Here is a 16,198-nt window from a genome sequence, read left to right as displayed (position 1 = left end):
CTCCCCTCGGGCCCTCCCAGGCCACCATCCGCACCGGGCAGTCGGCCACCCACCCCCACACCTCGACCACAAGCACCTCAGCCCCCGACAGGCGCGTCAAATCGCTACGCGCTCCTCATTTCTCGGCGTCTGCGGCCCGTCCGGGGCTGGCCTCGCCCCAGATCGCTACGCGCTCCTCCTCGACGGCGTCCGACCGCCGCCATGGGCAGAAGCAGCACCAGACAGCGGCCATGTCGAGCTGTACTCGGGTCAGGGAGCAGAGGAGTCGCGAAGGCGGGGCGGATTGCCCCGATTTGGTGGCGGGTTTGTGGTGCCCGTCCTCGCCTCACATGAGTAGAGCTCGGCTGGGGCGAGGAACGGTCCTTTGGCCTTCTCGTCAGAGCTCCGGGTCCTGCTTCCAGTCCCGGACGAGCAGTCCGAGCAGGACTTCGTCCAGGAATTCGCCCAACACCCAGGCAGAGGAGCGCAATACGCCTTCGCGGACGAAGCCGTTGTGCTCGGCGGAGCGGAGCATCGCGTGGTTGTCCGCCAGGGTTTCGATCTGCAGCCGCTGGAGGCCGCGCACGACGAACCCGTAGTGGCACAGCACGGCGACCACGTCCGTGCCGTAGCCCTTGCCGCGGGAGGCGGGCAGCAGTCCCAACCCGATGTGCGCGGAACGGTTGTGGTTGTCGATGCCCCACAGCGTCGCGGTGCCGACCAGCGTGCCGCCGTCCAGCTCGACCACGGAGAACGGGACGTGTCCCTGCTCCTTGTCGTCCACCACGAGCCGCGGATCCTTCGAACCGGGCGTGACCGGCCGCCACGGCCCGCTTTCTGCCCGCGAGCCGTTGACGACGTCGTCGTAGAGCTCGGTCCGCAGGATCGGGATGTCGTCCTCGTGTCGGGCCCTGAGCCCCACCTTGCTGCCTCGAAGCATGCGATGTTCCTATCGGGCCGGAACAGCCGACGGCAAACCAATATGCGTCCGCGCGTGGTGATCCGTGGCGGCTTTGTACCAGCCCCGGACGGCCGTCGGACGCCGTCAGCGAGGAGCGCGTAGCGATCTGGGGCGAGATCAGCCCCGGACGGGCCGCAGACGCCGAGATGGGAGAAGCGCGTAGCGATTTGACGCGCGTGTCGGGGGCTGAGGGTCTTGTGGTCGAGGTTTTGGGGGTGGGTGGCCGCCTGCTCGGTGCGGAGGGCGGCCTGTGAGGGCTCGAGGGCGGGCCTGGCCCCCACCGGAGCGGGGGGTCGGACATCGCTGATACGGCTGGTTGTCCTTCTTCCGCCCGGCCCGTTCTTTTGGGGGTTTCCCGGCAGTCCTTGTCTTTCCGGGGCGGGACGGCCTGTCAAGGGCGGCCGAAGGCCGTCGCGAAGCGACGCGACGACGAAGGAGGAGCGCCCTTGACAGGCCGTCCCGACACGGAAGGACTATGGGACTGACGGGAAAGCCCCAAGCCCTCTCTGATTCCGGCCGACTCGGACCCCGCCATCACCCCCACCCCGTCGTACAGGCGGCTCACCCCGCCCCGAACCGCCCCCCAGCCCGCCCCCAGCCCTCAGCCCCTCAGCCCCCTCACCCCCCAGGGATGGTCTGCTGCTCCTTCTCGACCGGGTCGGTGTCGGCGGCCTTGACCAGGTCGAGGAAGACGGGGTCCTTGGCGAGTTCCAGGAGCTGGTCGTTGGTGACCGGGGCCGAGGTGTTGGACTCGGTGTGCGGGGTCACGGTCAGCCTGACGTCGCTCCTCCCGTAGTGGAACGAGAGCTCGGTTCCGGTGACGCCGCCGTTGTCCATCGGCATGGTGGACGCCTTGGCCTCGATGCCGCCGGGCAGGGTTGCGTTCGTGCAGACCATGCCCTTCACCTGCTGCAGGCACGGCTTGGCGCCGGTCCACTGCCCCGCCGGACGCACCGAGAAGATGATGACGAAGGTCTTGCCGTCCTTCTTGGCCTGGTACATGCGCACGTTGAGGTCGGTCCGCTGCACGGTGCCGACCGTCTGCGGCAGCAGGCGCTGGAGCACGGGCACGGCCCGGTTCTGGAAGTCTTCCTGCTTCGCCCGCTCGGCCGGCGGCAGGTCGGCCATCGACTCTTCGCCCGGCGACGGTTCGATGTGCACCGGTACCGGCGGCTGCGGCTGCGGTGCCGTGGTCGACGGCGGTGCGGCCACGTTGATCCTGCCCGACACCTGCCGGCCGCTGGTGTCGGCCGGCAGTGCGGCGGCGACGGCCACGCCGAGGGCGGCCACGGCGAGTGCCCCGCCGCCGATCGCGAAGCGGACGCGGGCCTTGCGGCGTCGGCCCTGGGCGCGGGCCGGGCCCGTGAGGTCGGGCAGTGGGGGCAGGTCGGCGGTCGTGCGGTCCATGGCGTCGCGGACCAGCAGGGCGGCCGTGTCGTCGGGGGCTTCGTTGAGCTCTTCGCGGGTGCTCATGACGTCTCCTCAGTTCCCTGTGGCGTAGATGTGGGCCTCGCCGAGCTGTGTGCGCAGCCTGGCCAGGGCGCGCGAGCACTGGCTCTTGACCGTTCCTTCGCTGCACCGCAGCAGTTCGGCGACCGTGCCGACGCTGAGGTCCTCCCAGTAGCGCAGGACGACCATGGCCCGGGCCCGCGGCGGGAGCTCGGCCAGTGCGGCGAGCAGGGTGATGCGCAGCTCGGCGTGTTCGGGCAGCGGGGGCACGTCGGCGTGCCGGTGGGCCAGGAGGTCGCGCAGGCGGCGGCGCCGCTCGGCGAGGAAGGTGCGGGTCAGCACGGTCCTGGCGTAGGCGTCGGGGCTGTCGGCGGCGGACACCTTCCGCCAGTGCTGGAACAGTTTCGCCAGCGTCGTCTGGGTCAGGTCGCGTGCGGCGTCCGCGTTCCCGCACAGCAGGTACGCGGTGCGGTACAGCTTGCGCTGACTGGCCCGGGCAAAGGCCTCGAAGTCGTGCTCGGTGCCTGGTGGCATCCGCCCTCCCCTTCACATCGTGTCTCTCACCCCTGTCCTGAGTCGCGGCGCCCGGAAAAGGTTGAGGACGAATTTCGGGGGATCCGGAGAGCGTTCTCCCGCAGTAGGCCCGCCGTCGGTCTGCCGTCCGCCCGCCTCGGCACAATGGACGGCATGAACCTCACAGTCGGCTTCGACCTCGACATGACCCTCATCGACTCGCGTCCGGGCATCAAGGCCGCCTACCAGGCACTCTCGGCCGAGACGGGTACGTTCATCGACGCCGACGAGGCCGTCACGCGGCTCGGTCCGCCGCTCGACCAGGAGCTCGCGCACTGGTTCCCGGAGGCCGAGATCCCGGCCATGGCGGACCGCTACCGTGAGATCTACCCCACATACGCCATCGAGCCGACCCCGGCGATGCCGGGTGCCCGCGAGGCCGTGGAGGCCGTGCAGGCCCTCGGCGGCCGCGCGATCGTGGTCACCGCGAAGCACGAGCCCAACGCCCGGCTGCACCTGTCGCACCTCGGCATCGAGCCGGACGCGGTGATCGGCTGGCTGTGGGCGGAGGCCAAGGCGGGTGCGCTGCGCGAGTTCGGGGCGCAGGTGTACGTCGGCGACCACGTGGGCGACGTGCGCGGGGCCCGTACGGCCGGCGCGCTGTCGGTGGCGGTCCCGACGGGCCCGTGCCCGGAGCCGGAGCTGCGCGCGGCCGGCGCCGACGTGGTGCTGCCGGACCTCACGGCGCTGCCGGAGTGGCTGGCGCAGTACGTGGCGGCCCAGCCGGTCTGAGCGCCGGGTCTCAGGCCGCCTGTGAGGCGCGGGCGGCCTTGCGCTGGGCCGCGGCCGAGCGCAGTACGCCCGCCGCCGAGATGGCGAAGCCGACGCCCATGAGCATGCACACGGCCCACGCGTACGACGGGAACGGGTCGATGTCGAGGAAGAGCGGGGCCATCGTCACCAGCGTGGCGACGGCGCCCGCGATGAACACGATGCCGCCGGCCTTCACCAGGGCGTCGCCGGGACGCGCTTCGTCGGGGGAAGAGGTGTCAGTCACCGCACCAGGGTAGTTCCCGCCGCGGGGCCGTCCGAGGCCGCTCGCATGGTGCTGATCGACCGGTTCAGGTGGACCTTCATCAGGCCGCTGGCGGGCCGCTCCACGACCCGGTGGATCAGCCAGGCCGTGACCAGCGCCGCGACCAGGGAGAGGCCCAGCGCGACCCCCGAGCCGGTGCCCCGGAGGCGCAGCCAGTGGATCAGGGTCCAGCCGGCCTCCTGGTGGATCAGGTACAGCGGATAGGTCAGCGCACCGGCGACCGTGAGGCCCTTCCACCGGATCCCGTCGAAGAGGCCCAGGGCGACCGCGAGGACGACCGCGTAGCAGAGGGTGATGACGAGTGCGACGCCCGACCAGGACAACGGGTGCCCGACGACGACCTCGAAGCCGCTCTTGAGCTGGTGGACGCGGCTGATCGCGACGAGCCAGGTGAAGCCGACGATCCCCCACAGGAGCAGGTTCGGTCCGAAGCGGTACATCAGGAACATCGCGACGCCCGCGATGAAGTACGGGGATTCCCCGGGCATCGCCAGCATTCTCACCAGCGGGATCTCGGTCTGCGGGGCCACCAGGGCGGCGAAGGACCAGATCCCGCAGAACGCGACGACCCTGCGGTAGGTCAGGCCCATCGTCACGACGATCGAGAACAGCAGGTAGAACTGCAGCTCCATCCAGAGCGTCCAGTAGACGCCGTCGACCTGCTTCACGCCCAACTGGCCGTGGAACATGGTGAGGTTCGCCAGCACGGTCTTGAGGTCCAGGCCGGCCCGGGCGTCGGAGCGGCCCAGTCCGGGCGTCAGCAGCAGTACGCCCGCCGTCAGCAGGACGGCCGTCCAGTAGGCGGGGAAGATGCGGATGACGCGCGAGACGAAGAAGTCGCCCGGCCTGCGCCCCCAGCAGCTCATGCAGATCACGAAGCCGCTGATGATGAAGAACAGCTGCACGCCGAGCCAGCCGTACGCGGTGAACCGGGCGATGCCCGGCATGAAGTCCATCGGGACCTTGCCGCCCCAGATCTCCCGTGCGTCCGTGGAAGCCGTCCAGTGGAAGGACAGGACGGTGAGGGCGGCGAGCAGCCGCAGCCCGTCGAGGGCGTACAGGCGGGGTGCGGAACGGCGCGGGCCGGGAGCCGCGGCCGGGGCGCTGACGGGACCGGTGGCCGGCGGGGTCGCCGGAGTTGTCGTCGGCTGTGCTGCGGGGGGCTGCATGGTCGTTCTCACGTTCGGCTGAAGAGGGTTGGTCCGCAGTGGTCCGGCGGCGGCGGTCTGGCAAACGTCCGTTCGGAAACGCTAGCCGCATGATGGCTCATCAGCATGCCGTTTCCGTAATGGACGAGATCCGGGCAGGGGGTGTTCGGCCATGCTTGACGGGCCGGATCTGAGGGGAGACTCTTCACAGCGAGAGCAGGCAGTAACGGCCCAGGTACATGGATACCCTGACCTGCTGAGACATGTTGGTTCGGTTCCGGGTATGTGAGACGGGGTGCGTGCTTTGCCCACCGGCAAGGTCAAGTGGTTCAACAGCGAGAAGGGCTTCGGCTTCCTCTCCCGTGACGACGGCGGTGACGTCTTCGTCCACTCGTCGGTGCTCCCCGCCGGGGTCGATGCCCTCAAGCCCGGCCAGCGCGTCGAGTTCGGCGTCGTCGCCGGCCAGCGTGGCGACCAGGCCCTTTCGGTGACCGTGCTCGACCCGGCGCCGTCCGTCGCGGCCGCGCAGCGGCGCAAGCCCGACGAGCTCGCCTCGATCGTGCAGGACCTCACGACCCTGCTGGAGAACATCACGCCGATGCTGGAGCGGGGCCGCTACCCCGACAGGACGCACGGCACGAAGATCGCCGGTCTGCTGCGCGCGGTCGCCGATCAGCTCGACGTCTGACGCGCGGGCCCCGGCCCGTACGGATGAAGGTGCCCCGCCGCTCGGAAGAGCGGCGGGGCACCTGTCGTCGGGGGTTACGGGAAGTCGAGGGCGCCCGGCGCGATGGCCGGCACCAGGCCCTCGGCCGCCGCCCGGGTCAGCAGCCCGCGCACCGCCGCGTACCCGTCCTCGCCGAGGCCGGCCGTGAACTCGTTGACGTACAGGCCGATGTGCTGGTCGGCGACGGCCGGGTCCAGCTCCTGCGCGTGCGCACGTACGTACGGGCGGGAGGCCTCCGGGTCGTCCCAGGCCATCCGGACCGACGTACGGGCCGACTCGGCCAGTGCCCGCAGGGTTTCGGTGCCCAGCGAGCGCTTGGCGATGATCGCGCCGAGCGGGATCGGCAGGCCGGTCGTGGACTCCCAGTGCTCGCCCATGTCGGCCAGGCAGTGCAGCCCGTAGTCCTGATAGGTGAACCGGGCCTCGTGGATGACCAGTCCCGCGTCCACCCGGCCGTCGCGGACCGCCGGCATGATCTCGTTGAACGGCAGCACGACCACCTTGCCGACGGCGTCGGGCAGCACGTCGGCCGCCCACAGCCGGAACAGCAGGTAGGCGGTGGAGCGTTCGCTGGGCACGGCGACCGTGCGGCCCGTCAGGTCGAGACCGGGCTCCCGGGTGAGGACCAGTGGCCCGCAGCCGCGGCCCAGCGCACCGCCGCAGGGGAGCAGCGCGTACTCCTCCAGCACCCACGGCAGGACCGCGTACGAGACCTTCAGCACGTCCAGCTCGCCGCGCTCGGCCATGCCGTTGGTGATGTCGATGTCGGCGAAGGTCACGTCGAGGGCGGGCGCCCCCGGGACCCGGCCGTGCGCCCAGGCGTCGAAGACGAAGGTGTCGTTGGGGCAGGGCGAGTAGGCGATCTGCACGGCGGCGTTACCGGTCGTGCTGGTGCTCATGGCGGTGCTCAAGGCGTTCTCCCCAGTTCGCGAGTACGGGGCCCAGCGCGCGGAAGCCGCCGGCGAGCGCGCCGAGCGCGTCCCCGATCCGCCAGGCGGCGCGGTCGCGCGGGCCCACGGCGTTGGACACGGCGCGGATCTCCAGTACGGGCAGCCCGTGCGCGGCGGCGGCCTCCGCGACCCCGAAGCCCTCCATGGCCTCGGCCCCGGCCAGCGGATGCCGGGCCGCGAGCACGGCGGCCCGGGCGGCGGTGCCGGTGACGGTGGAGACGGTCAGTACGGGCGCGAGCAGCGCACCGGTGGCCTCGGCGGCGCGGGCGGCGAGCTCTGCGGGAGGCAGGTGCACGCTGTGCCCGAAGCCGAGGGCGGTGACGTCGAGGAAGCCCTCGGGGGTCTCGGCCCCCAGGTCCGCGGCGACGATCGCGTCGGCGACGACGAGGGTGCCGACCGGGGCGGCGGGCACGAACCCGCCGCCGATGCCCGCGCTGACCACGAGGGCGTAGTCGGCGAGGGCCAGGGCGGTGGCGGCACCGGCGGCGGCCGCGGCCGGCCCGACGCCCGCGACGAGCACGTCGAGGGCGATGCCGGGGAGGTCCCGCCGGGTCGTGCGGTAGCCACCGGGAAGGGTGCGCGGCTCAGGGCCGGGGGTGTCCGGATGAGGGGTCAGACCGGCGACGACGGAGTCTGCCTCCGCCGCCACCGCGGTCACCACGAGCGCGCGCACCGGTGTGCCGTCCGGTTACTTGAGCTTGAGGTTGAAGGACCAGACTGCGAGCGGCTTGCCGTCCTCGCCGAGCTGCAGGAAGGCCAGCTTCTTCGAAGCCGGGGCCTCGCCCTGGCCGCCGGTCGCGAAGACGTCGGCGCCGGGGAAGCTGCGGTAGGTGTTCGACGAGGGCTCGGTGATCGGCTGGCCGTCGAGGACCGCCGACCACTTCTTGCCGTCCTCGACGACCTCGGGCTCGACACCCAGGCGCAGGGTGTCCCCGCGGCCGTACTCGATCGTCTTGGCGTCCTTGAGGCCGGTGAGGCACTCCTGGACCCGGTCCATGGAGAGCGGCTCGCCGTCGGCGTGGCATGCGGCTTCGGCGGACACCGACGAGGTGCCGACCGTCACGGTCGCCAGCGGTGTCGGCTTGTCGCAGGCGGAGAGGAGGAGGAGGCCGGCGGACACGGCTCCGAGGGCCGCGACGCTGCGGCGGGCCCTACCCGAGAAAAGCGGTGCGGTCATGAGCCGAAGGCTATCGGGCCGGTCGGCTGCGCCGCTGCACGGGGTCCGGCCTGCGGTGTGGCGCGCCACGGCCTCACGGGGCGGCGCGTCGGAGAGTGCCGCTGCGCGTCCCCCGGGGCTCCGCCCCGGACCCCGCGCCTCAAACGCCGGCGGGGCTGGAATTCCCGCCCGGTCGCAGCCCAAGCGCAGCCCCGCCGCTGTTCGGGCCCGCCGGGGCAAATCCAGCCCCTCCGGCGATTGAGGAGCGGGTCTGGGCGGAGCCCGGGCTGCCGCGCAGCGGCAGCTTCGGCGGCGCCGCCCCGGGAGGACGCCGCGGCTACGCGACTCGGGGGCGCGGGGTGCCCGGGTGGTGGTGGCGCGGCGCAGTCAGGAGGCCGCGGAGGGCCATCGTCGTGCCGAGGGCGACCATCGCGGCGGCGACCGACATGCCGAGGACCCCGTTCAGGGGAAGGACGATGCCGATCGCGCCCCCGAGTACCCACGCCACCTGGAGGAGGGTTTCCGAGCGGGCGAAGGCGGACGTGCGCACCGCCTCCGGGACGTCCCGCTGGATCATCGCGTCCAGCGACAGCTTCGCCAGTGCCTGGCAGAAGCCCGCCGTCGCGGCCAGGACGGCCATGAACAGCCCGCTGAAGAACACCGCCGCCAGGATCGCCACCCCGAGGGTGAGGGACAGCACGGCCGCGATGATCGCCTCCGGCGCCCGCGCCCGCAGCCACGCGCCCACCGCCGTGCCGCACGCGTTGCCGATGCCCGCCGCGACGCCCACGATGCCCAGCGACACCGCCGCGCTCTGCCCCGCCATGGGGTGCTCGCGCAGCAGGAACGCCAGGAAGAAGATCAGGAAGCCGGACAGTGCGCGCATCGACGCGTTGGCGAGGAGACCGCACAGCACCGACCGGCTCACCGTCCGCAGTCCCGGCCGCTTCGAATGCGGCTCGTGCGTGGACAGCCGCGCCCGGCGCTCGCCCTTCGCCTCGTCCACCTTGTGCGGCAGCGTGAACGCCGCGACGGTCCCCCAGACGAAGACCGCGCTGGCCCCGTACAGCGGCCACTGCGGCCCGATCGCCTGCAGCCCGGCCCCCACCGGCGCGGCCACGCCCGTGGCCAGCAGGCCGGCCAGCGTGACCCGGGAGTTCGCCTTGACGAGTGAGAACTTCGGCGGGAGCAGGCGCGGGACCACCGCGCTGCGCACGACCCCGTACGACTTGGACGCGACGAGGACCCCCAGCGCCGCCGGGTACAGCTGGATGCCGCCCGTGGCCACCGCGCCCGACATCATCACCGCCAGCAGCGCGCGGGCCAGCATCGCGGCCGCCATGGAGGCCCGGCGGCCGTGCGGCAGCCGGTCCAGCAGCGGGCCGATCACGGGGGCCAGCAGCGTGAAGGGGGCCATCGTGATGCCGAGGTAGAGGGCCACCCGGCCGCGGGCCTCGTCCGTGGGGACGGAGAAGAACACCGTCGAGGCCAGCGCCACGGTGATGAGCATGTCGCCGGCGCCGTTGATGGCGTGCAGCTCGATGAGTTTGCCGAGGCCCGATTCACCGGCCCCGTGCGCGTGCGTGGCCCGCCGGATCCCGCGTGCCGTGCCGGTGAACGGTGTGTGCAGGGCACGCCCCAGGGCCCGGCCGGCCCGCTTGGCCGGTCCCGAGCCGTCGCCGGACGACCGTGCGGGTGCCACGTGGCCATACTGCCCCACCCCGCCCTCCGGCAGCCCTCCCGGCGCGTCCTCGCCGTGGCCCGTCCCGTCTCCATGTCCGCGAATCGGACCTTGCATGTGGGCCGGAGGCTTCGGAGGAGGTAGCGTGCGTAGCGCGCCACCGGCGGTTGCTCCTGGCCGCGCGCCTCTTCGCGATCCCGCAGAATGGATCGCATAGAGGTGCGCCCGGAGTCCGATCGGGTGCGGACGTCGACGCGGCCCTCTGGTCCGCTCCGCCCGCGCCACGTACGGACGGCACCGTCGGGTCGTTGTGGACGACAGTACGGACGGCGCACACGTGAGACGGCGTAGGAGAGAACGAGAAAAGTGAGTGCTGCGACGACGCGAAGCCGTACCCCGCGTACCCCCGACCGCCTGTGCGCCGAGGCGGTAGAACTCGCCCGTGCGTCGGCCGAGGAGGCCGCGTACCCCGGTGTGGTGGGCGAGCACGTGTCCGCCGTCGCGGAGGGCGACCGGGTCGTCACTCACTTCTTCGAGTGCAAGGAACCGGGCTACCGGGGCTGGCGCTGGGCCGTCACCGTGACCCGCGCCTCCCGCGCGAAGAACGTCACCCTCGACGAAACGGTGCTGCTGCCCGGCGACGACGCGCTGCTCGCGCCGGAGTGGGTGCCGTGGAGCGAGCGGCTGCGCCCCGGCGACATGGGCCCGGGCGACCTGCTGCCCACCGACGCGGAGGACCTGCGGCTGGAGCCGGGCTGGTCGGACGAGGACGCCCCGCCGCCGAACTCGGTCGTTTCCACCGAGATGGCCGAACTGGTCGAGGCGGAGGACGCGGACGTCACCGACCGCACGGTGGTCCCGGCCCGTGGTTCGATCACCGCGGTGGCCGAGGAGCTGGGCATGCGCCGGGCCCGGGTCCTGTCCCGGTACGGGCTGCACAGCGCGGCCGACCGCTGGGACGAGTCCTTCGGCGCGAAGACCCCGATGGCGCAGGCCGCGCCGGCCTCGTGCGTCTCGTGCGGCTTCCTGGTCGCGATCGGCGGCTCGCTCGGCCAGGCCTTCGGCATCTGCGCGAACGAGTTCTCGCCGGCCGACGGCCGCATGGTCTCCCTGTCCTACGGCTGCGGCGGCCACTCGGAGGCCGCGGTGATGCCGGCGCCGCCGAGGCCGGCGCCGCCGGTGCTCGACTCGATGGCCTCGGACGAGTTCCCCCTGCACCCCGCCCCTGCCGCGGACTCCGGCTCGGTGCCGCTGGCGGACGTACAGGCCGCGGACCTGGGCCACTCGTAGGACGCCCCGGCAGCACAGGACGAACGGCGAAGGCCGGGCCCGCAAGCAGCGGGCCCGGCCTTCGCCGTGCGGGTGGGGCGCGTCAGACGGTGACGGCCGGGGCGGATTCGGGCTCGGTCCCGGACTTCGCCGCCGGCGCCCGGGTGGCTTCCGCGGGCTTCCGCTGCTGGAGCCTGCGCACGAACCAGGGCGTCCAGTTCTTCGCCTTCATGGCCTGAGACTCGATCAGGTGCCAGGAGAGGGCCGCCAGTACGACGGTGCCGGCCAGCGCCAGCAGGAGGAAGACGGGCTTGCCGTACTTGGCGTAGCCCAGCATGGCGAGGGCCTGCTCCACGGTGAAGCCGTAGATGTAGATGCCGTACGAGTAGTCGCGCTTGCGGCCGACCTTGTGGAAGGGGCGGGGCAGGCGGACGGCGAGCCACAGCAGCAGGTAGGCGAAGGCCGGGTAGCCGAAGACGAAGACGCCGCCGAAGGCGAGGGTGCCGGCGAGGACGAGGGCGCAGATCGCGGCCAGGGAGTCGTTGACCGGCACCCGGTCGCGGTAGAGGTGGAAGGTGGCGCCGATGAGGAACACGAAGCACAGGTGGACCAGGAAGTGCACGTGCATGGTGCCGAGGACCGGCACCTCCAGGACGGACCGCATGTCACCGGGGATGCCGCGCAGGGAGGGGTGCTGGATCCAGTCCCGCAGGATGAGGATGCCGAGGACCGCGGCGGACAGCGGGACGAGCTTGCGGGCCCGGCTGAGGACGCCGGCGGCGGCGAGCACGCCGACCATGACGTAACAGAAGATCTCGTACTTGAGGGACCACAGGGCGCCGTTGACGCCGGGGTCGAAGTTGGTGCCGCGGGCCTTGCCCTCGGACAGCACCCCGGAGATGTCCCAGTGGGTGCTGATCGAGGTGTTCCACATGCCCTGGAGGTAACTGACCGGGCCCTGGGGGTGGTTCCAGTAGCCGTCCAGGGTGCCGTGGAGGTGGTGGTACAGCGCCGGCAGGATGATCAGCGACGAGACGAGCAGCGAGCCCCACAGGCCGGGCAGGATGCGCAGGGCGCGGTGCCAGGCGTAGCGGCCGGAGGTGCTGCGGGCGCCACTGCCGGTGATCATGAAGCCGGACAGCACGAAGAAGCCGATGACGGCCATCTTGCCGACGTCGGTCTGATGGCCGCTGTACCGCCACAGCGGGTCCAGGGGACCCCATCCGAGCGGCCACACGTGCGAGAGCACGACCGCGGAGGCGAGGCCGAGGCGCAGCACGCCGAAGCTGTTGGCCCGCGGCGAGTACAGCTCACCGAGGGTTCCGCGGCGGCCGGGCAGGACGGATGCGCTGCGAGACATAGGGGCAGTCAGACTTCCTGGGAGAGGGTGGCCGGGAATCCGGGGATCCGGCTCAGACGCCGACCGGGCAGGCGGCGGCCCACAGCTCGGCGACCGCGTCGCGCAGGCTGCGGACGGGCTGCCAGCCCAGCGCCCGCCGGGTGGCGCTGATGTCGAGCTGGTGCCATTCGGTCTCCGGACCGGTGCCGGCCGGAGCGGGCACCTCGGTGACGCGCGTCGGTACGCCGCTCTCCTCGATCAGCAGCTCGACCAGCTCCCGCGCCGACGTGGCCCGGCCGAGGCCCAGGTTCAGGACCGGCGGGCAGGGCCCCGCCGGGGCGAGGGCGGCGACGATCGCGTCGACCCCGTCCCGGAGGTGGAGGAACTCGCGCTGCGCGGTGAGCGGCATCAGCGACAGCTCGGCCCCGCCGGCGGCCCGGCCGTCGGCGAGCTTGGCCGCCATGACGCCGAGCAGGCTGTGCGCGGGCTGGCCCGCGCCGATGACGTTGCCCAGGCGCAGCACGACGGCGTCCAGGCCCTGCTCGCGGACGGCCGTGGCGACCAGCTCGGTGGCCTGGAGCTTGAGCTGCCCGTACACCGACGACGGCCGTGCGGGGGAGTCCTCGGTGTAGGTCGTGCCGACCGGGAAGGTGCCGTACTCGTGCACGGAGCCGATCTGCACCAGCCGCGGCGGCTGCGCCATGGACCGGAGGGTCTCCAGCAGGCGGACGACCATGCCGAGGTTGGCGGGGACCATCTGCTCGTCGGTCAGGCCCCACATGCCGCCGGCCGCGTTGACGACGACGTCGATGCGGTGCCGGGTGAGCAGTGCCGCCAGCTCGGTCGGCGGGTCCACGGTGAGGTCGAACGCGGCGAAGGCGCCGGGCAGCGGGTTGGCCGGCGCCTTGCGGGCTATGGCGAGCAGGCCGTGGCCACGCTCGTCGAGCGTCGCGCACAGCGTCCGGCCGATGAAGCCGGTCGCTCCGAGAACGGCCACACGGGGCAGGGACGGACTGGTGACGGACATGGCGTTGGCTCCGGGCGGGTCGGGAGAGTGGTGGCGGTGGGGATGCGCCGCTAGCGGTGGTCGGTGCCGGCGACGTGCCGCAGCAGCGTACGGGCGCCCTCGCTCTGCTTGTTCTTCAGTGCGCCGGGCAGCATGGTCAGTGCGTGGATGCGGGAGGACAGGTGCAGCCGGGAGGCACCTGCGGCCTTCGTCCAGCCCTGGGCGTCCAGCCGGTCGGCGACGTCCAGGAAGAAGCGGTTGGCCTCTTCGAAGCGGCGGCCCGTGAAGGCCTGCTGGGAGGAGATGCTGACCGCGTGCCGGCGGTACTGGAAGCACAGGGTGTCGGAGACCAGCATCTGCTCGCCGGCCTGGAGCAGGTCGATGACCAGCGCGAGGTCCTGCGTGACCTCCAGGTTGTCGCGGAACCCGGCCTTGCGGACCGCTTCGGTGCGCCAGCAGATGGACGGGAAGAACAGCCAGTTCCCGCGCAGCAGGCTCGTGGCGAGCTGCTCGCCGCCCATCAGCAGCTCACCCTTGAAGCGGGGCGCGTACAGCAGCCGCTTGGACTGGTCGACGAGTCCCTCGGTGGGCTTGCCGTTGCCGTCGATGACCTGGACGCCGGGCTGCACCATGCCCAGGCCCGGGTGCGCGGCGAGCACCGCCCGCACCGTGGCCACGTACTCGGGCAGCATGATGTCGTCGGTGCCCATCATCACGAAGTGCTCTTCGCGGACCAGGCCCAGGCACTTGCGGTAGTTGCCGGTGACGCCGAGGTTCTGCTCGTTGCGCTGGTACGAGACGCGCGCGTCGTCGAGCTCCGCGAACCAGCCCGGGACGTCCGGCTCCTTGCCGTCGTCCACCACCGTCAGCCGCCAGTTCGGGTCGCTCTGGGCGAGCACGCTGCGCACCGCGGCCTGCATCAGGGCCACGTTGCCGTAGTAGGGCAGCATGATGTCGAGAGTGGTCATGTGTGGCGTACCAGGGCTTTCGGGGAGGACGGACGGGGCAGGGCTCGGCCGGGCTCAGGCGCCGTCGCGCAGCGACCGGCGGTACCGCATGCATTCCTCGTGGTCGGGCAGCAGACCGGACTCGATCGCCTCGGCGAGCGAGGGCGCGGCCGCGTCGCGGGCCGACAGCTGGGCCGCGGCGCCGGCGGGCCAGTCGATCGCCAGGTCCGGGTCGAGCGGGTGCACCGAGTGCTCGGCGGACGGGTTGAAGGTCTCCGAGCAGACGTAGGAGAGGGTCGCGTCGTCGGTCAGCGCGCAGAACCCGTGGCCCAGGCCCTCCGAGATGTAGACCGCGCGGCGGTCCACGTCGTCGAGGCGGACGAACTCGTGGCGGCCGAAGGTGGGCGAGCCCACGCGCAGGTCCACGATCACGTCGAGGACGGCGCCGCGCACGCAGCTGACGTACTTGGCCTGGCCGGGCGGGACGTCGGCGAAGTGGATGCCGCGGACGACGTCCTTCGCCGACACGGAGAGGTTGCCCTGCGCCATGCGCAGCGGGTGCCCGACGACCTCGGCGAGGTGGTCGAAGCGGTACCACTCCATGAACAGGCCGCGCGGGTCGCCGTGCTGGACCGGGGTGATCTCCCAGGCGCCCTCTATGGACAGCTCGCGGAACTTCATCGGGCGTTCTCCTCGTCGAGCAGGGCCAGCAGGTAGTCGCCGTAGCCGCTCTTCGTCAGCGGTTCGGCCAGCTCGCGCAGCTGCTCGTCGGAGACGAAGCCGGCCCGCCAGGCCGCCTCCTCGATGCAGCCGATCTTGAAGCCCTGGCGCTCCTCGATCACCCGCACGAACTCGGAGGCCTGGACCATCGAGACGAAGGTGCCGGTGTCGAGCCACGCGGTACCCCGGTCGAGGACGGTGACCTCCAGGTCGCCGGCCTGGAGGTAGGCGTCGTTGACGGCGGTTATCTCGAGCTCGCCGCGGGCGCTCGGGGTGATCGTGCGGGCGATCTCCACGACGCGGTTGTCGTAGAAGTACAGACCCGGCACGGCGTAGCGGGACTTCGGCTTCTCGGGCTTCTCCTCGATGGAGATGACCCGGCCGTCCGCGTCGAACTCGACGACGCCGTACGCGGTCGCGTCGGCGACGGGGTAGGCGAAGACGATGCCGCCCTTGGGGTCGGTGCGCTCCGCGAGGCGCGTGCCGAGGCCGCTGCCGTGGAAGATGTTGTCGCCGAGGATCAGCGCGACCGGCTCGTCACCGATGAAGTCGGCGCCGAGGACGAAGGCCTGGGCGATGCCCTCGGGGCGCTCCTGGACGGTGTACTGGAGGTCCAGGCCGAACTGCGAGCCGTCGCCGAGGAGGCGCTGGAACTGCTCCTGGTCCTGGGGCGTGGTGATGATCAGGATCTCGCGGATCCCCGCCATGACCAGCGTGGAGAGCGGGTAGTAGATCATCGGCTTGTCGAAGACGGGGAGGAGTTGCTTCGATACGGCTCGGGTCAGGGGCCAGAGCCGCGAGCCGGTGCCGCCCGCCAGGAGAATTCCACGCATGGCTGCCACCATACGGTGCGGCCCTTCGGAGCCGTTAACCCAATGGGGTGAGCGGCGGCGCACCGGGGTGCCCCCGGGTTTCGCGATCAAGGTGCCGGACACTGTCCACCCGGACGGCCCAGTAAAGTGAAAACACTATGCGCATTCTCGTGACCGGTGGCGCCGGTTTCATCGGCTCGCAGTTCGTCCGCTCCCTCCTGTCGGCGGACCCTGCCGCCAAGATCACGGTATTCGACAAGCTGACCTATTCCGGTGTCGAGGCGAATCTCGCGCCCGTCGCGGACCACCCCGGGTACTCCTTCGTCCGCGGTGACATCTGCGATGCGCAGGCCGTCGACCAGGTCATGGCGGGTCATGACGCGGTGGTGCACTTCGCGGCGGAGTCGCACGTGGACCGTTCGATCGCGGGTGCGGGTCCGTTCGT

General features: G+C 71.8%; 18 protein-coding genes. 4 read left to right on the top strand and 14 right to left on the bottom strand.

All coding sequences use genetic code 11. From position 1 onward, the window contains the following. Window positions 1-376 precede the first annotated feature (376 nt). The 3 genes from ACIGFK_RS41905 to ACIGFK_RS41895 form a co-directional block, all read right to left on the bottom strand. Window positions 377-919 carry a GNAT family N-acetyltransferase gene (locus ACIGFK_RS41905; RefSeq protein ID WP_376662526.1) on the bottom strand — a complete coding sequence of 181 codons (543 nt, stop codon included), beginning with the start codon at window positions 917-919 and terminating at the stop codon, window positions 377-379. Between the two features lie 639 nt (window positions 920-1,558). Beyond that, window positions 1,559-2,413 (bottom strand): hypothetical protein, encoded by an 855-nt coding sequence (locus ACIGFK_RS41900; protein ID WP_386472637.1) that lies wholly within the window; start codon window positions 2,411-2,413, stop codon window positions 1,559-1,561. Between the two features lie 9 nt (window positions 2,414-2,422). Continuing rightward, window positions 2,423-2,923 carry a SigE family RNA polymerase sigma factor gene (locus ACIGFK_RS41895; protein WP_376662301.1) on the bottom strand — a complete coding sequence of 167 codons (501 nt, stop codon included), beginning with the start codon at window positions 2,921-2,923 and terminating at the stop codon, window positions 2,423-2,425. Window positions 2,924-3,076: 153 nt separating this feature from the next. On the opposite strand from ACIGFK_RS41895, the gene ACIGFK_RS41890 reads away from it, so the two are divergent. Next, window positions 3,077-3,694, top strand: coding sequence for an HAD family hydrolase (locus ACIGFK_RS41890; RefSeq protein WP_376662300.1), 618 nt, complete (start codon window positions 3,077-3,079; stop codon window positions 3,692-3,694). A gap of 10 nt (window positions 3,695-3,704) precedes the next feature. On the opposite strand, the gene ACIGFK_RS41885 is transcribed toward ACIGFK_RS41890, so the two are convergent. Then, window positions 3,705-3,959 carry a hypothetical protein gene (locus ACIGFK_RS41885; RefSeq protein WP_376662299.1) on the bottom strand — a complete coding sequence of 85 codons (255 nt, stop codon included), beginning with the start codon at window positions 3,957-3,959 and terminating at the stop codon, window positions 3,705-3,707. Next, window positions 3,956-5,167, bottom strand: a complete 1,212-nt coding sequence (locus tag ACIGFK_RS41880; RefSeq protein ID WP_400056075.1) for an acyltransferase family protein — start codon at window positions 5,165-5,167, stop codon at window positions 3,956-3,958. The genes ACIGFK_RS41885 and ACIGFK_RS41880 overlap by 4 nt, the downstream gene beginning before the upstream one ends. Before the next feature lie 283 nt (window positions 5,168-5,450). Between ACIGFK_RS41880 and ACIGFK_RS41875 the strand changes: the two genes are divergently transcribed. Then, window positions 5,451-5,834, top strand: a complete 384-nt coding sequence (locus ACIGFK_RS41875; RefSeq protein ID WP_136213802.1) for a cold-shock protein — start codon at window positions 5,451-5,453, stop codon at window positions 5,832-5,834. Between the two features lie 74 nt (window positions 5,835-5,908). On the opposite strand, the gene ACIGFK_RS41870 is transcribed toward ACIGFK_RS41875, so the two are convergent. The 4 genes from ACIGFK_RS41870 to ACIGFK_RS41855 form a co-directional block, all read right to left on the bottom strand. Beyond that, a complete protein-coding gene (locus tag ACIGFK_RS41870) occupies window positions 5,909-6,772 on the bottom strand; it encodes a 1,4-dihydroxy-6-naphthoate synthase (protein WP_376662242.1) in 864 nt (287 codons plus the stop codon). After that, entirely contained in the window at window positions 6,750-7,496 is a 747-nt protein-coding gene (locus tag ACIGFK_RS41865; RefSeq protein ID WP_376662243.1) for a futalosine hydrolase, read from the bottom strand. Before ACIGFK_RS41865 ends, ACIGFK_RS41870 begins: the two co-directional genes overlap by 23 nt. A 15-nt stretch (window positions 7,497-7,511) precedes the next feature. Then, window positions 7,512-8,000: a DUF2771 domain-containing protein gene (locus ACIGFK_RS41860; protein ID WP_376662244.1), complete on the bottom strand. Its 489-nt coding sequence runs from the start codon at window positions 7,998-8,000 to the stop codon at window positions 7,512-7,514. A 316-nt stretch (window positions 8,001-8,316) separates the two neighbouring features. Continuing rightward, window positions 8,317-9,699: an MFS transporter gene (locus ACIGFK_RS41855; protein ID WP_376662245.1), complete on the bottom strand. Its 1,383-nt coding sequence runs from the start codon at window positions 9,697-9,699 to the stop codon at window positions 8,317-8,319. A 327-nt stretch (window positions 9,700-10,026) separates the two neighbouring features. Here ACIGFK_RS41855 and ACIGFK_RS41850 point away from each other — a divergent pair, with 327 nt between their 5' ends. Further along, a complete protein-coding gene (locus ACIGFK_RS41850; protein WP_376662246.1) occupies window positions 10,027-10,950 on the top strand; it encodes a DUF3027 domain-containing protein in 924 nt (307 codons plus the stop codon). Window positions 10,951-11,032: 82 nt separating this feature from the next. Here the strand turns inward: ACIGFK_RS41850 and ACIGFK_RS41845 are convergent, their stop codons facing one another. From ACIGFK_RS41845 to rfbA, 5 genes are read right to left on the bottom strand one after another with little or no spacing between them, the layout of a single operon-like run. Further along, complete coding sequence (locus tag ACIGFK_RS41845; RefSeq protein ID WP_376662199.1) at window positions 11,033-12,289, bottom strand: acyltransferase family protein; 1,257 nt, start codon at window positions 12,287-12,289, stop codon at window positions 11,033-11,035. 52 nt (window positions 12,290-12,341) lie between these two features. Next, window positions 12,342-13,295: an NAD-dependent epimerase/dehydratase family protein gene (locus ACIGFK_RS41840; protein WP_376662200.1), complete on the bottom strand. Its 954-nt coding sequence runs from the start codon at window positions 13,293-13,295 to the stop codon at window positions 12,342-12,344. Between the two features lie 50 nt (window positions 13,296-13,345). Beyond that, window positions 13,346-14,242, bottom strand: a complete 897-nt coding sequence (locus tag ACIGFK_RS41835; protein ID WP_376662201.1) for a glycosyltransferase family 2 protein — start codon at window positions 14,240-14,242, stop codon at window positions 13,346-13,348. A gap of 54 nt (window positions 14,243-14,296) precedes the next feature. Continuing rightward, entirely contained in the window at window positions 14,297-14,902 is a 606-nt protein-coding gene (locus ACIGFK_RS41830) for a dTDP-4-dehydrorhamnose 3,5-epimerase family protein (RefSeq protein WP_376662202.1), read from the bottom strand. Beyond that, complete coding sequence (gene rfbA, locus ACIGFK_RS41825; protein WP_376662203.1) at window positions 14,899-15,774, bottom strand: glucose-1-phosphate thymidylyltransferase RfbA; 876 nt, start codon at window positions 15,772-15,774, stop codon at window positions 14,899-14,901. The genes ACIGFK_RS41830 and rfbA overlap by 4 nt, the downstream gene beginning before the upstream one ends. A gap of 137 nt (window positions 15,775-15,911) precedes the next feature. Between rfbA and ACIGFK_RS41820 the strand changes: the two genes are divergently transcribed. Next, window positions 15,912-16,198, top strand: a 287-nt coding sequence (locus tag ACIGFK_RS41820; protein ID WP_400056071.1) for a GDP-mannose 4,6-dehydratase, incomplete at its 3' end; no start/stop codon positions are given.

The sequence above is a fragment of the Streptomyces sp. NPDC085524 genome, from assembly GCF_044541755.1.
In the GTDB taxonomy this organism is placed as follows: Bacteria; Actinomycetota; Actinomycetes; order Streptomycetales; family Streptomycetaceae; genus Streptomyces.
This window is presented reverse-complemented; position numbering and strand designations above follow the sequence as displayed.

Bases quoted from the DNA above. Each gene is read 5' to 3' on its own strand.
- ACIGFK_RS41905 (WP_376662526.1), bottom strand. From the start codon at position 919: ATGCTTCGAGGCAGCAAGGTGGGGCTCAGGGCCCGACACGAGGACGAC.
- ACIGFK_RS41900 (WP_386472637.1), bottom strand. From the start codon at position 2,413: ATGAGCACCCGCGAAGAGCTCAACGAAGCCCCCGACGACACGGCCGCC.
- ACIGFK_RS41895 (WP_376662301.1), bottom strand. From the start codon at position 2,923: ATGCCACCAGGCACCGAGCACGACTTCGAGGCCTTTGCCCGGGCCAGT.
- ACIGFK_RS41890 (WP_376662300.1), top strand. From the start codon at position 3,077: ATGAACCTCACAGTCGGCTTCGACCTCGACATGACCCTCATCGACTCG.
- ACIGFK_RS41880 (WP_400056075.1), bottom strand. From the start codon at position 5,167: ATGCAGCCCCCCGCAGCACAGCCGACGACAACTCCGGCGACCCCGCCG.
- ACIGFK_RS41870 (WP_376662242.1), bottom strand. From the start codon at position 6,772: ATGAGCACCAGCACGACCGGTAACGCCGCCGTGCAGATCGCCTACTCG.
- ACIGFK_RS41860 (WP_376662244.1), bottom strand. From the start codon at position 8,000: ATGACCGCACCGCTTTTCTCGGGTAGGGCCCGCCGCAGCGTCGCGGCC.
- ACIGFK_RS41845 (WP_376662199.1), bottom strand. From the start codon at position 12,289: ATGTCTCGCAGCGCATCCGTCCTGCCCGGCCGCCGCGGAACCCTCGGT.
- ACIGFK_RS41840 (WP_376662200.1), bottom strand. From the start codon at position 13,295: ATGTCCGTCACCAGTCCGTCCCTGCCCCGTGTGGCCGTTCTCGGAGCG.
- ACIGFK_RS41835 (WP_376662201.1), bottom strand. From the start codon at position 14,242: ATGACCACTCTCGACATCATGCTGCCCTACTACGGCAACGTGGCCCTG.
- ACIGFK_RS41830 (WP_376662202.1), bottom strand. From the start codon at position 14,902: ATGAAGTTCCGCGAGCTGTCCATAGAGGGCGCCTGGGAGATCACCCCG.
- rfbA (WP_376662203.1), bottom strand. From the start codon at position 15,774: ATGCGTGGAATTCTCCTGGCGGGCGGCACCGGCTCGCGGCTCTGGCCC.